We start from the raw sequence: 15,602 nt of genomic DNA, 5'->3' as shown, positions 1-15,602 counted from the left end.
CGCCCGAGCCGGATTTCAGGAGACCGCGGCGGCGATGCGGAAGGGGAAGGCCTTGGCGCCGCGCGCCTTGTCGGTTTCGCGGTGGGCGTTGATGGCCCATGCGGGTCCCACCGCGCCGGCCTGCGCCATCAACTGGCGCGTCAGCACCCCCGAGAACCCGCAGCGAAGCGTCATGGCCTGACGCCGGGCAAGCTCGATTCCGATGACGTGCGACGTGGTCGAATTACGGTCCGTTTGCAGCATGGCAGCCCCCTGGCAAAAAGCGCTTCCTGAGTGAAGCGTCATGCGGATTAATCTACCCTAGCCGTTTGATTTTGCGCGTGAAATGATGCGTAAAGTAATGCAAAGAAGCCGAAATGCGCGCCGAAAAACAACCGTCAGGCGGATGGACTTGCGGCGGCGTCGCCAGTTTCGCGGTCCGGCCGGTCGTTTATGCCATCCGGTTGACCAGTCATATTTCCGTAGAGCAATGAGCGGCCGGCGAACAGCCCGCCCGCCACCTCGAGGTCGAAGCGTTCGGTGTCGCGTTGCCGGACGTCCTGGATGACCTCCTCGGCCTCGTCCGGGGGCACGCCGATGGCGCGCAACGCCGCTTCGCCGAACACCAGCGCCGATTCCAGCGTTTCGCGGACCTGGAAATCCACGCCCTCGCGGGCAAGCGCCAGCGAATGAATGCGGTCGTAGGCCCGCACCACCAGGCGCACCAGCGGAAATTCGGACTTGATGAGTTGCACCATATGCGTGGCGGCTCGCGGGTCGTTGATGCACACGAGGATCGCGCACGCATTCTCGGCGCCCGCCGAACGCAGCATGTCGGCACGCGTACCGTCCCCGTAATACACCTTGACGCCCCATTTCGCGGCAGCGCGAATCGCGTCGGTATCGGTGTCGAGGATGGATACCTTGACCCCGCGGGCCAGCATCGCCTGGGTCACGATCTGGCCGAAACGGCCAAAACCCACGATCAGCGCGCAACCGTCCAAGTCCCGGGCCACGTCCACGCCGTCCATGGAGGGCACGGGCTTGGGCAACAGCCAACGCAACGCCAGGACGCAGAGCGGCGTGAGCGCCATGGAAATGATGACGACCGCGGTCAGCACCGCGCCGGTGTGCGCATCGAAGATGCCTTTTTCCGCCGCCGCGCTGTAGAGCACGAAGGCGAATTCGCCGCCTTGCGCCAGCAACGCGCACCGGGTGATCGCTTCGGCATGCGTTGCGCGAAGCAGCCGCGCCACGACATACACGCCCACGGACTTGACGGCCATAAAGACGACGACGCCCGCCAGGATGAGCGGCCATTCGCGCGCCACGGCCAACAGGTCCAGCGACATGCCCACACCCAGGAAGAAAAGGCCCAGGAGGATGCCGCGAAAGGGTTCGATCTCTGCCTCGAGCTGATGGCGGAACGTGGACTCGGACAGCAGGACGCCCGCCAGGAATGCGCCCATGGCCATGGAAAGTCCGCCCAGTTCCATCAGCAGCGCCGCGCCCAGCACGACGAGTAATGCCGCCGCGGTCATGACTTCGCGCGCGTGCGCCGCGGCCAGCAGGCGGAACAGCGGATTGAGCAGCCACCGGCCGGCGGCCAGCAGCGCCAGAATGCAGCCGACCGCGATGGCCGCCTGCAACCAGGGATCGCCATCGCTGCCGCTGCCCGCGGGCGCCAGCAAGGCAGCCAGCGCCAGCAGCGGGACGATCGCCAGATCTTCGAGCAGCAGGATGGAGACGATGCGCTGGCCCTGCGCGCTGGTGGTCTCGTCGCGCTCGGCCAGGATCTGCATCACGATGGCCGTGGACGACAGCACAAAGCCCATTGCCGCCATGAACGCGGCGGCGCCCGACAGGCCGGCCAGCAAGCCCACGCCCGTGAGCAGCGCGCCGCAGACCAGGACCTGCGCGACGCCCAGCCCGAAGATCTCGCCGCGCAACTTCCACAGGCGCGACGGCTGCATTTCCAGGCCAATGATGAACAGAAACATCACCACGCCAAGTTCCGCGACGTGCAGGATGGATTTGGGATCGGAGAAAAAGCCGATGCCGAAGGGGCCGATCGCCAGACCGGCGGCCAGATAGCCCAGGACCGAGCCCAGCCCGAGGCGCTTGAACAAGGGGACGGCAATCACCGCTGCGCCGAGCAGAACGACGACGTTAAGGACTTGATTGCCTTCGGAAGGCAGGGCCATGGAGCGCTCCTGGTTGCATGGCGGGCCGAAGCGCCTGGGACGCCGCCCAGCCCGCTACGCACGGGCTGGGGCCATTTTCCGGCAAACCACGGGATTGGCAAACAGGAACTTCGGCAATTAAAAACCGCCCCGAAGGGCGGCGGCTGGGGAACGACGCGCGACGGCTCAGTCTTCCCGGAACTGCATCTTGTACAGCGAGGCGTACAGGCCGTCGGCTGCCAGGAGTTCGGCGTGCGGCCCCTGTTCGACGATCCGTCCGGCGTCCAGCACGATGATGCGGTCGGCGTTCTGCACGGTGGACAGGCGGTGCGCGATGACCAGCGTGGTGCGGCCCTTCATCAGGCGCTCCAGCGAGGCCTGCACCTGGCGTTCGGATTCGTTGTCGAGCGCGGACGTGGCTTCGTCCAGGATCAGGATGGGTGCGTTCTTGATGAGCGCGCGCGCGATCGCCAGGCGCTGGCGCTGGCCCCCGGACAGGCGCGCGGCGTTTTCGCCCACCGGCGTGTTGATGCCCTGCGGCAGGCCTTCAACGAACTCGAGCAGGTTGGCGGCGGCGAGCGCGTCGCGCACCTTCTGCTCGCTGGACTTGCCCAGCGCGCCGTAGCCGACGTTAGCCGCGATGGTGTCGTCGAACAGCACGACGTCCTGGCTGACCAGCGACAGGTGCGAGCGCAGGCTGCGCAGCGTCAGGTCGTCGACGGGCACGTCGTCCACGAGGATCTGGCCACTATCGGCCAGCACGAAGCGAGGCAGCATGTTGACCAGCGTGGTCTTGCCGCTACCGGACCGGCCCACAAGGGCGACGGTCTGGCCGGGTTCGACCACGAAGGAAATGTCGTTGACCGTGTCGCGGTCGGCATCGGGAAAGCGATGCGACACGTTGCGGAATTCGACCTTGCCGCGCACGGGCTCGGGCAGTTCCTTGGTGCCGGTGTCGTTTTCCGGCACCTGGTCGATCAGCGTGAACACGCTTTCGGCCGACACCAGCATCTTCTGCATGCGGGCGGCCACGTTGGTGAGGCGCTTGATGGGGTCGAAGATCTGGGCCAGCGCGGCCATGAACGAGGCGAAGCTGCCCACGGTGAGCGAACCGCTGTTGGCCTGACTGAGCGCCACGGCGATGACCGCGCCCACCGAGATGGAGATGCAGACCTGGGTAAGCGGGGTCAGGGCCGCGTCGGCGGTGGCCGTGCGCATGGCGAAGCGGCGCAGGCGTCGGCTGACGAAATCAAAGCGGCCGCGTTCGACGTCGTAGCCGTCGAACAGCTTGATGACGCGCTGGCCGTCGATGCCTTCGCCGACCACGCGGGTCAGCTCGGCATTCATGTTGACGGTTTCACGGTTGATGCGGCGCAGCCGCTTGATGAAAAAGCGCGAGATCATGACCGAGACCGGCAGCATGACCAGGATGATCAGCGTCAGCACCCACGACATATAGAGCAGGACGCAGATCAGGGCGATGACCACCAGGGTTTCGCGCACCAGCACCGTGATGACGTCGGTGGCGTAACCAGTAACATTGCCGGCGTCGATGGTGAAGCGGTTCAGGAGGCGGCCGGTGTCGCCGCGCTTGAAGTCCGCGTCGGGCAGGCCCAGCAGGCGCTCGAACATGTCGCGCCGCATGCCGAGCAGCACGTTGTTGGCCACCCAGGCCAGCAGGTAGTCGCTGAAGAAGTTGCAGATGCCGCGCAGCAGGATCAGGCCGACGACCGCCAGCGGCAGCGCCCAGACGTAATACGGTTTGGCGCCCGAGAAACCGCCATCGAGCAGGGGCTTCATGATGACCGCCAGCACGGGCTGCGTGGCTGCGGCGCCCGCCATCAGCAGGACAGCCGCCAACAAACCCTTCCAATAGGAACCCACGCGGCTATAGATCCGGGACCAGAGTTCGGATTTGACGGGTTGGGAGCCCGCTGGCGCATTCCGTGCGGCAGAATTCAAAGGGATCACTCGCTTTTATACAATTGTGCCCAGGATTGTACCGGCTGCGCGCGTGCGCGCCGTCCCCGCCCCCTTAGCCCTATCCGCGCCCGTGCGCCCTTCCATGTCCGATATCAGTTGCCTGTATGTCCGCCTGCCCAACTGGGTGGGCGATGTCTGCATGAGCCTGCCCAGCCTGCGCGCCCTGGCCGCAAGCGGTCTCCCCCTGGTCCTCTGCGCCCGTCCCTGGGCCCGCGATCTGCTCGATGGCGTGGACAAGCTGGATTTCATTCCCATGCGAGGCAAGGTGGGCCCGGACCGGGCGGCCGTCAGCGCGCACCGCCGGGGGGTGGGTGCGCAAGGCCGCCGCGCCCGCGGCCTGCTGCTGCCGGATTCCCTGTCCAGCGCGCTGGTGTTCCGCCTGGCCGGCGTGCCGTCGGCGGGCTATCGCGACGATGGGCGCAGCTTCCTGCTGCGCTGGCCGTTCGCCAAGCCCGCCCAGCCGATGCACGCCGTCGAGTCCTGGCATCACCTCACCTGCGAAGCGCTGACCCGGTGGAATCTGCCGAGCGGTCCGGCCAAGCCGGGGCCGACGCTGGACCTGCCGCTGACACCGGCGCACGAACGCGCGGCTGGCGAGGCGCTGGTCCAGGCCGGGCTGGACGGCCGGCCCTTCGTCCTGATCGCGCCGACCGCCACCGGCCTGCACAAGGGCCGGATCAAGGTCTGGCCGGGATTCGATACACTGACGCGCGCCCTGCAGGCCCGCGGCCATACCGTGGTAATGTGCCCCCCTCCGGCCGAAACCGACGAAGCCCGGCGCAATGCGCCCACGGCCCAGTTGCTGCCCCCGTTGGGACTGGGCGCCTTTGCGGCATTGACCGCGCGGGCCACGCTGGTGATCTGTAACGATTCCGGCGTGTCGCACGTGGCGGCTGCGGCATCGGCCCGGCAGCTCACGCTGTTCGGCGTGACGCAACCGCAGCGCACCGGCCCCTGGTCCCCGCGCGCGGTGTGCGTCGGCTCCGACCAGGCGTGGCCGTCGCAGGAAGAAGTGACACGGCAGGCCGAGCGCCTGCTGGATGGTACGTAGTAATCAGGACAGTCTCGAAATGACCTTTTCCAGCTATCTCACGAATCTGATCATTCCCTTCAACTTGTGCATCACTCTGGTGGTCCTTGGCCTGGTGCTGGGACTGTTCCGGCTTCGCAAGATCGGCTTGACCCTCGTTGCCGCGGGTCTGCTCTGGGCCTTGGCCTGGTCCTTGCCCGCCACGTCGCTATGGGCCGGCGGCGCCCTGGAGAACCGGTATCCGCACAAACCGCCCACCGAAATGCCAACGGCAGACGCGATCGTGGTGCTGGGCGGCAACACGGCAAACGGCCGCGCCAACTGGTTCCTGCCCTATGACAAGGACACGGCCATCGTACGCGTGGACGCGGCCGCCCAGCTGTATCTGGCGGGCCGCGCGCCCAAGGTCCTGCTGTCGGGCGGCGCCCTGGAAGGCGACGTCAGCGAAGCCCGCGGGATGGCGCACGCGATCCGCCAGCAAGGGGTGCCGGAGTCGGCGCTGATCCTGGAAAACGCCAGCCGCACCACTTACGAAAACGCCACGCTGACCGAGGACCAGCTCAAGTCCCGCGGCATCGGCAAGGTGCTCCTGGTCACGTCCGCGTTGCACATGCCCCGCGCGATGGCGGCCTTTTCCAAGCAGGGCGTGGAAGTGATTGCCGCCCCCGCGCCGCCGCAGATCGTGGCGCCGGCTGACGGCTCGCTGCCGTTGTGGCTGCCCGACGAACGTACGTTCGATGCCAGCCGCTCGATCGTGAAGGAATACGCCGGGCTCTTTGTCTATTGGTTGCGCGGATGGGTATGAGCTTGGCCGCCGCCGCGCTGGAATGCCGCGCGGGATGCGGCGCCTGCTGCATCGCGCCGTCGATCACGCGGCCCATTCCGGGCATGCCGCACGGCAAGCCCGCGGGCGTGCCCTGTATTCAGTTGCTGCCGGACATGCGGTGCGCCATCTTTGGGCACCCTTCCCGCCCGGACTTCTGCGGCGGACTGCAGCCGGAACACGAGATGTGCGGCTCGGACCGCGAACACGCCATCCACTGGCTGGCCGACCTGGAACGGGCGACAGCGCCGCACCACTGAAAACGGGGCTCGCAGCCCCGTTTTTTTTTCAGTTGCGCTCAAGCAGCACCTGTTCGTACAGCGCCTCGAAGCGCGACGCTACGGTCTCCCAGCTTTGGTCCCGGGCGATTTCCAGGCCGCGCGTCGTGAGCGCTGCGCGCAGCTCGGGGTTCGCCCCCAGGCTTTCCAGCGCCTGCGCCAGCTGGGCGCCATCACGCGGGTCCGACAGGATGAGCGCGTCAGTGCCCGCCGTCAGATACTGCGCGAATCCGCAATAGACCGGGGAGCTGACAATGACCGGCAGGCCATGCGACATGGCTTCCAGCGGCGCCATGCCGTAGCTGTCGTTCAGCGTCGGATGGGCGTATATGTCGGCTGCGTTGAAATACTGGCCGACGTCCGACGTAGGATCGATCAAGGTGACACGGGAGGCGACGTCGCCCGCGGCGCGGACTCGATCGCGCGTGGGTCCGTCGGCGCCTACGACCAGCAGCTTGTATTGGGGTGGCAGCAGCGCCAGCGCATCCAGCAGCGCCGGCAGGCCTTTGCGCAGCGGATTGCGCGCCACCAGCAGACAGCCGATCGTGTCGGCATCCCAGCCCAGCCGCGCCCGCAGGGCGGCGCGGGCGCCGTTGCCATCCGGGGCCGGCAGTTTGACGCCCGGAGCGATGATGTCCACGGGAAGCTGCTCGCCGTAGCTGCGGTGGAGCTGGTCCATGATGAGGCCGGACACCGCGACCACGCGGCGCCGGGGGGTCTTGCGCACGCGCAGCCATTCCAGCGTCAGATAGGTGGCGAGGCGCGGACTGAGCCAGGCGGTCAGCCGCTGCAGCGGCTTGACCCGGGTGACGTGGTTGTAGCGGACCGGCGTCACGTGCATGACCTGGATCTCGCCCGCCCAGCCGTTCATGTGCGAATGCACGATGTCGAAGCGGCCGCGCGTGAGACGGTTAGCGCGCCAGGCAAAATACAGCACCCGGGTCCAGCTTGGGAGCCAGGCGGGAAACCGCACGGGCAAGAAATCGAATGGCAGATCGCTGTCGAAATCCCGGGCGACCACGGTGACGTCGTGCCGCTGGCCCAGCACACGCATCAGCTCGACGCCATACGCCTCTGCGCCTCCGAAACGATTGCCGAAGCGGTCCACCAACAGCGCAATGCGAAGCCGCCGATTATGGGCGCCGGCGGCTGTCTTCATACCGGGTGAGGCACTTCTGGAGAAAACGGATGATGTTGGTGGAGCGCGCCACCGTCACCCGCGGTAGACCGAAGGGATCGTCAGACGCTGCCGCCAGGCCGCGCTTGGTGAGCGTGGCATTGTCGTATCCAGCCTCGCGCGCCATGGCCTGGTGCTCCGGGCCGTGGTCGCCGTACGGATAACAGAACGCGGTGACCGGCGCACCGAGCGCCTGTTCGAGCTCGTCCTTGGACTCGACGATCTGGCGCCGCGCTTCTTCGGGCGAGAGCTCGGGAAGATGGACGTGGTCAAGCGTATGCGAACCGACTTCGTTGCCCGCCTGCGCCCATTCCCGCATTTCCTGCACGGTCATCAGCGGCGAAAACGGGATGCCCTTCTGGAGGTCCCACACGTTGCCGCCGTCAAACTGCCGAGCCACGAAATAGTTGGTGGCGGTGAACCCCAATTCGCTCAATACCGGCATCGCGTTGTGATGCACGTTGCGAAAGCCGTCGTCGAATGTGATGCCGAATACCTTGCCCTGGCGCTCGCCACGGACGTACGGCATGACGTCGCGCATGGACAGCCCGCGGTAACCGAGCCGGCGCATCCAGCGCATCTGCCGAGCAAAGCTATCAGGATGTACCGTCAATCCGCGAAACGGCGTGCCCTTGGGGTTGGGCTCGCCGATCTGGTGATACATAAGGATTGGAATAGACATAGCTCGACATTATATGGGTCAGTGTCCGCCAAGCGTACGCTGATACACATCCACCGTAGCCTGCGCGAAACGCTCCAGGTTGAAGTCGCGCAAACTTGTTTCACGCGCCTTGCTGCCCATCTGTCGGACGACCTCCGGATTGTCCAGCATGAAGCGCAGCTTGGCGGTCATGGCGGGCACGTCGCGCGCCCGCACGATCCAGCCGTCCACGCCGTCCGTTACGTTCTCCGGCAGGCCGCCGGCATCGCTGACGAGCGCGGGCAGGCCCAGCCCCATGATCTCGCGGCAGGCAAACGACAGCGCCTCGCGGTAAGAAAGGACGAAGCCCGCATGGCAGGACGCCAGCGCCGCGCGCACGTCGTCGAGCAGCCCGGGAAACTTGACCTGATCGATCATGCCGAGTTCGCGCACCCGCGCAAGCTTGGCCTCGGTGGGCGGATCGCCCGCCACCATCAGCAAGATGCGTGCCTTGTCGGCCGGCGGCAGCGCAGCTGCGGCGGCCACCAGGTCCAGCCAGCCCTTGTCGTAGTCGGTGCCCCCGGCGCTGCCCAGCAGCAGCTTGCCTTGCCAATCCGGACCGAAGAAGAGCTCGCGCAGCTTGTCCAGGCTTTCGGGCGGCGGCGGCGCGAAGAAATTGGTATCAATGCCGTGCCCGATGGTGGTGATGGGGCGCTTGCGGTACGGCGACTGCTCCATCATGCCGCGGATGTAATCGCTGACGGCGATGCCGTGATCCGTCGCCAGCGCCACCCGCAGCTTGTGTCCAAAACTGGAAAGCGGGTGATCGTTGTGCTTGGTGAACACGATGCGCGGACGGCGCCGCATGCCCAGCGTGGCCAGCATGACCTGCTTGTGGTCGGCCGAGCCGTTGGCGTGGATGATGTCGAACCGGCCCTCGGCGATCAGGCGCTGCAGCCGGGCGCGGTCCTTGAACCAGGACGACGGGCGGGTCGTGTAGCGCATGTCCACCACCGTCACCCCGGGGATGGCCTTGGCGTAGCGGTACAGCCGGCTGGTGCCGGGCACCGCCACGGTGATGTCGTGATCGCGGGCCAGCGCCTTGGCCAGGTTGATGATGTAGGTGACGTGCCCCCCGCCGTTGCCGGCGTGGAAGTTCGTGTAGAGGATCTTCACTTTTTGTTTTCTGCCAGGAACATCAGCTTCGAGTAGCGGAAGAAGCTGCCCGCCGCCGCGGTAACGGCCAGCACGAGTCCGTGGCGGCCATCCAGGAAACCGCGCCGGATCAGGTAGATGCGCACGAAGGTCCAGAAGCCGTGGCCCAGCGCCCCGAAGACCGAGGTGCGCTTGCCCTTGGCATACATCATGGCCGCGGCGTCGGACGAGTAACGGTTGACCTTGTTGATCAGCGCGTCCAGGTTGTCGTACGGATAGTGGTTGAAGTAGCCGCGCATCTGCAGGGGCCGGCCGTTGGCCGGCACCACCCGCTCGTGGACGGCGGCGTCGGTGAAGCGCGCCGTGCCGCGCTTGAAGAGGCGCAGCACGTAGTCGGGCCACCAGCCGCTGTGGCGGATGTCGCGCCCGCAGAAATTGGACAGGCGCGCGATCTCGTAGGCGTCGGCGCGGGGCGCGCGCAGCACGTCCTGGATTTCCTGCGCCAACTCGGGGGTGACGCGCTCGTCCGCGTCGATCGACAGCACCCAGTCGCCCGTCGCCAGATCCAGCGCGCGGTTCTTTTGCGGACCGAAACCGGGCCAGTCGGCGGTGACTTCAACGCGGGCCCCAAGCGCCTGCGCCAGTTCCACGGTGCCGTCAGTGCTGCCCGAATCCACGACGATGAACTCGTCGGCGAACGACACGGACTTCAGGCAGGCGGCAATATTTGCCGCTTCGTTCTTGGTGATGATGATGACTGATAGCTTCATCCGCGATTCCTAAGACGCTTTTTCCAGGCCTTCCAGGCGTGATAGCGCGGTCCCCAGAACGGGTCGCGCGACAGCCAGATCCGGCGGTTCAGCCAGGACCCGCCCAGATTGCGCACCGCGAAGCGATAGATATGGCCGGGATCCGTGCCGGGCAGGTTCTGGCCGAAAGGGTCGGTAGTGTACAAGTGCCGGAAACCGGCCTGCCGCGCGGCAGCCACGTAGTCGGCGTCGAAATAACCCTGCGGCCAGCACAGGTGATCGCTCACGCCGCCAAGCCGGCGGATCAGGGTGTCGCGCGAATCGTGCAGATCCTGCGCGATGCGTTCGCGCTTGGCGGTCACATCCGCGCCACAGACCTTGTCCCAGCGGGTGTGGGTGTTGGTATGGGAATGGAACTCGAAGGTGCCGGCGGCCTGCATGGCCTCGATTTCGCTCCAGCGCAGCATCGCCTCGTCGGCGCGGCCTGACGCCACGAGTTCCTTGCAGGCGTGGTGATCGGGAGTTGGGGGCAGCGCGCCGCCCTGCCCCGCATGCGGCCGCACGGGGCCATCGCCGATCCAGCCCGTGATGGTGAACAGCACCGCGCGCATGCCGTGGCGGGCCAGGACGGGATGCGCGTGCACCCAATTGTTCAGGTAGCCATCGTCAAAGGTGATGAGCACAGAGCGTTCGGGCACGCTGCCGCCGGCCAGGTAGGCGGCGAACTGCGCGGTGGTGAGCGACTGGTAGCCGGCGCGCGCCAGGCGCGCGATCTGCGTTTCGAAGACGTCGGGCGTCGCGGCGATCATGCCACCCGCCGGCGTGATGTGGTGGTACATCAGCACCGGAACGTTGGGCGCGTTCATTTGCGGCGCTCCGCCAGCCAGCGCGTATAGATCGCCTCCGTGGTTTCCGCAAGGCGCGCGGGAGAAAACACGCCCTCTTCCCAGACCATCTTGCGGCCGGCCTCGCCCATGGTGCGGCGTAGGGCCGGGTCGTCGATCAGGCGCTCGAGTGCGGTGGTCAAGGCGAGCGAGTTCTTGGGCGGGACCAGAAAGCCCGTCACGCCGTCCCGGAACATCTCGGATACGCCGCCGACGTTCGTGCCGACGACCGGCAGGCCGCTCGCCTGCGCCTCGACATAGACCGTACCGGAGGCTTCCTGTTGGGTGGCCAGCGCGAAGAGGTCGAATCCCGCCAGCAGATTGGGGACGTCGCGCCGCGTGCCCATCAGGTGGATCCGGTCTTGCAGGCCGCGCTGAGCAATGTACGCCTGCGTCTGCTCGAAGACCGGCGAGCCGGCGCCCACGAACACCAGATGCAGCTTCGGACGCACAGCCATCAGCGGCGCCATGGCGTCGATCAGGTCCTTGTGGCCCTTGGTGGCGCGCATGACGGCCACACAGCCCACGACGATGTCGTCGTCGGCCAGGCCGAGTTCGTCACGCAAGGTGGAGTGCTCGACGGGCGCGGGCAGCACGATGGGCGAATACACGGTCGCGATCTTCTCGGCCGGGACGCCGCGGCTGATCAGGTATTCGCGCACATGGTCGCTGACGGCGGTGACGCGGTGCGGCAGGATGGTGTAAGACCACATCGAGCCGACCACGTTGGACAGGTGGCGGGTGCGCACGATGAGGGGCGTACCTGCCATGCGCCCGGCCAGGGCGGCGATGACCGTGTCGCGCCGGCTGTGGGTATTGAGCACGTCAAAGCGCCCCGCCTTCAGGATCTGGCGGACGGCGGGGACGCCCTTCAAATAGGCCACGGTCCCCTTCATATCGACGGCATGCACGGTGAAACCGGCATCCCGCAGACGCTCGGTCAGTTGCGCGCGCGGCTGGCAGATCGCTTCGACATGATGCCCGCGCGCCCGCATGGCATGCATTTCCTTGAAAATTCGTCCTTCCTGTCCACCAAAGGCGGTGGCGGCTTCCGAATGCACGATACGTAGACTTGAAGACATCAGTACGTAACCTCCACGCCGTCCGGTTTGGTCCAGGCGTTCAGGTTGGCGAGCAGCGTGTCGGCCATGCGCACGCGCCATTCTTCGCCTAGCCTGACCGTGCACAGGAAATTGTTCTTGGTGTAGACGATGTCGACCGGCACGCCTGGAATGCCGTTCTCGGGTTCGGCGCGGAACGGGTTGAGCATCTGGCGCAGACGGGCCGCATCGGCGCTGCCGTTGAGCTTGACGCGCAGCGACTTGGCGCGGGCTTCGCGCGCAAGCTGCAGGTCATAGAGCTGCTCGGCGACGATGCGCATGCCGCCGGAATAGTCGTCGTTGCTGACCTTGCCCTGCACGATGACGAGCTGGTCTTCGCGCAGCCGGTTGCGGTGCTTTTCAAAGAGTTCGTTGAAGACCGAGATTTCCACCTGCGCCGTGCCGTCGTCCAGCACGGCAAAGACCATCTTGCCGCGGCGGGTCATCATCACGCGCACGCTGGCCAGCACGCCGCACATCCATTGCAGGTCGCGCTGCGGCTCCACACGGGCAAGCTGCATCGGCACGATGCGGCGCACTTCGTCGCGCCATGCGTCGAACAGGTGGCCGCTGTAGTAATAGCCCAGCGCGGATTTCTCTTCGGTCAGTTTCTTGTGCAGATCCCACGGCGCGACCTTGGCCAGTTCGCCCGCGACCACGTCGCCGCTGTCGTCGCCAAAAAGCGAGGCCTGGTTGGCGCTGCGCGCGGCCTGCTCGGCCGCTTCCATGGCGGTGGGCACGGAGGCCAGCATCGCGGCGCGGTTCGGCTCGATGGTGTCGAACGCGCCGGCCTTGATCAGGGCCTCGATGGTGCGGCGGTTGACGGCCTGCTTGCTGACACGGCGGCAGAAGTCGAACAGGTTCAGGAACGGGCCGCCTTCCTTGCGCGCACGCAGGATGTCCTCGACGGCGCCCTGCCCGGTGCCCTTGACGGCGCCCAGCCCGTAACGCATGGTGCGCGGCGGCTTGCCTTTTTCGGTGTGCTTGTCAGCGACGGGTTCGAACCGGTAGCCAGAATGGTTGACGTCGGGCGGCAACACCTCGACGCCGTTGTCCTGGGCGTCGCGGCAGAAGATCTGGACCTTGTCGGTGTCGTCCATGTCCGAAGACATGGTGGCGGCCAGGAACTCGGTCGGGTGGTAGGCCTTCAGCCAGGCGGTCTGGTACGAAATTAGCGCGTACGCGGCCGAGTGCGACTTGTTGAAGCCGTAGCCCGCGAACTTCTCCATCAGGTCGAAGAGCTTGACCGCCAGATCCGGATCGTGGCCCTTTTCCTTGGCGCCCTGTTCGAACAGTTCGCGGTGCTTGGCCATTTCCTCGGGCTTTTTCTTGCCCATGGCCCGGCGCAGCAGGTCGGCGCCGCCCAGCGAATAGCCCCCGATGATCTGGGAGATCAGCATCACCTGTTCCTGGTAGACGATGACCCCGTAGGTGCTCTTGAGGGTGGCTTCCAGGTCCGGGTGGAAATAATCGACCGCCGCGCGCCCGTGCTTGCGGTTCACGAAGTCGTCCACCATGCCCGATTCCAGCGGCCCCGGACGATACAGGGCCAGCATGGCGATGATGTCTTCGAACGTATTGGGCCGCAGCTTCTTGAGCAGCTCTTTCATGCCGCGCGATTCAAGCTGGAACACCGCGGTGGTGTTCGCGTCGCACAGGATCTTGTAGGCCGCCGGATCGTCCAGCGACAGCGCCATGACGTCGAAGTCGCGCTTTTCGGCGTTGAACTGGCGCACGTAGCGCACGGCCCAGTCCAGGATGGTCAGGTTGCGCAAGCCCAGGAAGTCGAACTTCACCAGGCCGGCCGCCTCGACGTCGTCCTTGTCGAACTGCGAGACCGCGCTGTTTTCCTGGCCGGGCTGGCAATACAGCGGGCAGAAGTCGGTGAGCTTGCCGGGCGCGATCAGCACCCCGCCCGCGTGCATGCCGATGTTGCGGGTCAGGCCTTCGAGCGGCTTGGCCAGGTCGACCAGCGCGCGGACTTCTTCTTCCTGCTCGTAGCGGTCCTTGAAGGCGGGCTCGTCCTTGAGCGTGCGCTCCAGCGTCCACGGATCCATCGGATTGAACGGGATCAGCTTGGACAGGCCGTCGCAGAACATGTAGGGCATGTCCAGCACACGGCCGGCGTCGCGCACCACGGCCTTGGCGCCCAGCGTGCCGAACGTGGCGATCTGGCTGACGGCGGCGCGGCCGTATTTTTCCTTGACGTAGTCGATGACCCGTTCGCGGTTGTCCTGGCAGAAGTCGATATCGAAGTCGGGCATGGATACCCGCTCGGGATTCAGGAAGCGCTCGAACAGCAGGTCATAGCGGATGGGGTCGAGGTCCGTGATGCCCAGCGCGTAGGCCACCAGCGAACCGGCGCCCGAGCCCCGGCCCGGGCCGACCGGCACGCCGTTGTTCTTGCCCCAGTTGATGAAGTCCTGAACGATCAGGAAGTAGCCGGGAAAGCCCATCTGGATGATGGTCTTGCACTCCCAGCGCAGCCGCTCGTAGTACTGCTCGCGCTTGGACTCGCGCTCGGCGACGTCCGGGAACAGGAACTCCATGCGCTTTTCGAGGCCCTCTTCGGAGAGCTGGACCAGATAATCGTCCAGCGTCACGCCGTCGGGCGTGGGGAAATTGGGCAGGCGCGGCTTGCCCAGCACCAGGCTCAGGTTGCAACGCTTGGCGATTTCGACCGTGTTGGCCAGCGCCGACGGCACGTCGGCGAAGCGGCGCGCCATTTCCTCGGAGCTGAGCAGATACTGCTCTTTCGAGAACCGACGCACGCGGCGCGGGTTGGCCAGGATTTCACCTTCGGCGATGCAGACGCGCGCCTCGTGCGCCTGGAATTCGAATTCGTCGAGGAACTGCACGGGATGGGTGGCGACCACCGGCAGCCCGGCTTCCGAGGCCAGCCGCATGGCGGCCTGGCAGTAGCCTTCGTCGCCGTCCATGCCGGCGCGCTGCAATTCGACGTAGTAGCTGCCCGGGAACATCAGCGCCCACTGGCGCGCCAGGGCCAGCGCCGACACCGCGTTGCCGGCCTCGAGCGCCTGCCCGACGTCGCCGGCGCGCCCGCCAGACAGGGCGATGAGACCAGCCTGTCCTTGGAGCCATTCGCGGCGGATTTCGGCCCGGCCTTTGCCCTGGTTCGTTAGGAATGCCTTGGACAGCAGTTCGCACAGATTCAGGTAACCCTGGTGGTTGCGCACGAGCAACAGCAGGCGGAAGGGCTTCGTCGGATCTTCGTCGTTGGAAATCCAGACGTCGCAGCCTGCGATGGGCTTGACCCCCGCGCCGCGTGCACCCTTATAGAATTTGATCAGTCCGAACAGGTTGGATAGATCGGTCAGGGCGACGGCGGGCTGGCCCAGCTTGGCCACGCGCTTGATGAGGTCGGGGATACGCACCGTACCGTCCACGACCGAGAACTCGGAGTGGACGCGCAGGTGAACAAATGGGGTCGGGGTCGTTACGGCTTCGGACATGGCGGAATTGTACCCAGCGGCCGACCGCCCTAGAACAATCCTTGCATCAGAATCCGCCTGTTGCATCCCGTCCTCACGGCAACCGCCCGGAAGGCTTGTGGGACAATACCGCCCATACCGCACTACCCCGTCGCACGACGAGACATAC

The 15,602-nt window shown here is 66.2% G+C and carries 13 protein-coding genes; 3 read left to right on the top strand and 10 right to left on the bottom strand.

Features of this window, described 5'->3' with window-relative positions; genetic code table 11:
• Positions 1-15: 15 nt before the first annotated feature.
• The 3 genes from AB3147_RS08700 to msbA all read right to left on the bottom strand — a co-directional run bounded on the left by AB3147_RS08700 (position 16) and on the right by msbA (position 4,124).
• Complete coding sequence (locus AB3147_RS08700) at positions 16-243, bottom strand: hypothetical protein (protein WP_175125694.1); 228 nt, start codon at positions 241-243, stop codon at positions 16-18.
• 134 nt (positions 244-377) lie between these two features.
• Positions 378-2,183 carry a monovalent cation:proton antiporter-2 (CPA2) family protein gene (locus AB3147_RS08695; RefSeq protein WP_218345051.1) on the bottom strand — a complete coding sequence of 602 codons (1,806 nt, stop codon included), beginning with the start codon at positions 2,181-2,183 and terminating at the stop codon, positions 378-380.
• Between the two features lie 165 nt (positions 2,184-2,348).
• On the bottom strand, positions 2,349-4,124 hold the full coding sequence (gene msbA, locus AB3147_RS08690; protein WP_175138724.1) for a lipid A export permease/ATP-binding protein MsbA: 1,776 nt from the start codon (positions 4,122-4,124) through the stop codon (positions 2,349-2,351).
• A 103-nt stretch (positions 4,125-4,227) separates the two neighbouring features.
• On the opposite strand from msbA, the gene AB3147_RS08685 reads away from it, so the two are divergent.
• From AB3147_RS08685 to AB3147_RS08675, 3 genes are read left to right on the top strand one after another with little or no spacing between them, the layout of a single operon-like run.
• The gene (locus AB3147_RS08685; RefSeq protein ID WP_367351729.1) at positions 4,228-5,196 is read left to right on the top strand and encodes a glycosyltransferase family 9 protein; all 969 of its coding nucleotides are present in this window, start codon (positions 4,228-4,230) and stop codon (positions 5,194-5,196) included.
• 19 nt (positions 5,197-5,215) lie between these two features.
• Entirely contained in the window at positions 5,216-5,980 is a 765-nt protein-coding gene (locus AB3147_RS08680; RefSeq protein ID WP_175125700.1) for a YdcF family protein, read from the top strand.
• Entirely contained in the window at positions 5,977-6,258 is a 282-nt protein-coding gene (locus AB3147_RS08675) for a YkgJ family cysteine cluster protein (protein ID WP_376784614.1), read from the top strand. The genes AB3147_RS08680 and AB3147_RS08675 overlap by 4 nt, the downstream gene beginning before the upstream one ends.
• Positions 6,259-6,286: 28 nt before the next feature.
• Here the strand turns inward: AB3147_RS08675 and AB3147_RS08670 are convergent, their stop codons facing one another.
• The 7 genes from AB3147_RS08670 to dnaE are packed head-to-tail and all read right to left on the bottom strand — an operon-like array spanning position 6,287 to position 15,454.
• Positions 6,287-7,435 (bottom strand): glycosyltransferase family 4 protein, encoded by a 1,149-nt coding sequence (locus tag AB3147_RS08670; protein WP_367351728.1) that lies wholly within the window; start codon positions 7,433-7,435, stop codon positions 6,287-6,289.
• Complete coding sequence (locus tag AB3147_RS08665) at positions 7,410-8,135, bottom strand: polysaccharide deacetylase family protein (protein WP_218345055.1); 726 nt, start codon at positions 8,133-8,135, stop codon at positions 7,410-7,412. The genes AB3147_RS08670 and AB3147_RS08665 overlap by 26 nt, the downstream gene beginning before the upstream one ends.
• Before the next feature lie 18 nt (positions 8,136-8,153).
• Positions 8,154-9,269, bottom strand: a complete 1,116-nt coding sequence (locus AB3147_RS08660) for a glycosyltransferase (protein WP_367351727.1) — start codon at positions 9,267-9,269, stop codon at positions 8,154-8,156.
• A complete protein-coding gene (locus AB3147_RS08655) occupies positions 9,266-10,018 on the bottom strand; it encodes a glycosyltransferase family 2 protein (RefSeq protein ID WP_105238097.1) in 753 nt (250 codons plus the stop codon). The genes AB3147_RS08660 and AB3147_RS08655 overlap by 4 nt, the downstream gene beginning before the upstream one ends.
• Complete coding sequence (locus AB3147_RS08650) at positions 10,015-10,863, bottom strand: polysaccharide deacetylase family protein (RefSeq protein WP_367351726.1); 849 nt, start codon at positions 10,861-10,863, stop codon at positions 10,015-10,017. The genes AB3147_RS08655 and AB3147_RS08650 overlap by 4 nt, the downstream gene beginning before the upstream one ends.
• Positions 10,860-11,963 carry a glycosyltransferase family 4 protein gene (locus AB3147_RS08645; RefSeq protein WP_175138732.1) on the bottom strand — a complete coding sequence of 368 codons (1,104 nt, stop codon included), beginning with the start codon at positions 11,961-11,963 and terminating at the stop codon, positions 10,860-10,862. The genes AB3147_RS08650 and AB3147_RS08645 overlap by 4 nt, the downstream gene beginning before the upstream one ends.
• Entirely contained in the window at positions 11,963-15,454 is a 3,492-nt protein-coding gene (gene dnaE, locus AB3147_RS08640; RefSeq protein WP_218345057.1) for a DNA polymerase III subunit alpha, read from the bottom strand. Before dnaE ends, AB3147_RS08645 begins: the two co-directional genes overlap by 1 nt.
• Between the last annotated feature and the right edge of the window lie 148 nt (positions 15,455-15,602).

The organism is Achromobacter animicus, assembly GCF_040775605.1.
GTDB lineage: Bacteria > Pseudomonadota > Gammaproteobacteria > Burkholderiales > Burkholderiaceae_B > Achromobacter > Achromobacter animicus.
Note: the sequence above shows the minus strand (reverse complement) of the source record. Positions and strands in the feature narration are given on the sequence as shown.

What these genes read in the sequence shown, in the direction of transcription:
- AB3147_RS08700 (WP_175125694.1), bottom strand. Translation starts at nt 243, where the DNA reads ATGCTGCAAACGGACCGTAATTCGACCACGTCGCACGTCATCGGAATC.
- AB3147_RS08695 (WP_218345051.1), bottom strand. Translation starts at nt 2,183, where the DNA reads ATGGCCCTGCCTTCCGAAGGCAATCAAGTCCTTAACGTCGTCGTTCTG.
- AB3147_RS08685 (WP_367351729.1), top strand. Translation starts at nt 4,228, where the DNA reads ATGTCCGATATCAGTTGCCTGTATGTCCGCCTGCCCAACTGGGTGGGC.
- AB3147_RS08680 (WP_175125700.1), top strand. Translation starts at nt 5,216, where the DNA reads ATGACCTTTTCCAGCTATCTCACGAATCTGATCATTCCCTTCAACTTG.
- AB3147_RS08675 (WP_376784614.1), top strand. Translation starts at nt 5,977, where the DNA reads ATGAGCTTGGCCGCCGCCGCGCTGGAATGCCGCGCGGGATGCGGCGCC.
- AB3147_RS08670 (WP_367351728.1), bottom strand. Translation starts at nt 7,435, where the DNA reads ATGAAGACAGCCGCCGGCGCCCATAATCGGCGGCTTCGCATTGCGCTG.
- AB3147_RS08665 (WP_218345055.1), bottom strand. Translation starts at nt 8,135, where the DNA reads ATGTCTATTCCAATCCTTATGTATCACCAGATCGGCGAGCCCAACCCC.
- AB3147_RS08655 (WP_105238097.1), bottom strand. Translation starts at nt 10,018, where the DNA reads ATGAAGCTATCAGTCATCATCATCACCAAGAACGAAGCGGCAAATATT.
- AB3147_RS08650 (WP_367351726.1), bottom strand. Translation starts at nt 10,863, where the DNA reads ATGAACGCGCCCAACGTTCCGGTGCTGATGTACCACCACATCACGCCG.
- AB3147_RS08645 (WP_175138732.1), bottom strand. Translation starts at nt 11,963, where the DNA reads ATGTCTTCAAGTCTACGTATCGTGCATTCGGAAGCCGCCACCGCCTTT.
- dnaE (WP_218345057.1), bottom strand. Translation starts at nt 15,454, where the DNA reads ATGTCCGAAGCCGTAACGACCCCGACCCCATTTGTTCACCTGCGCGTC.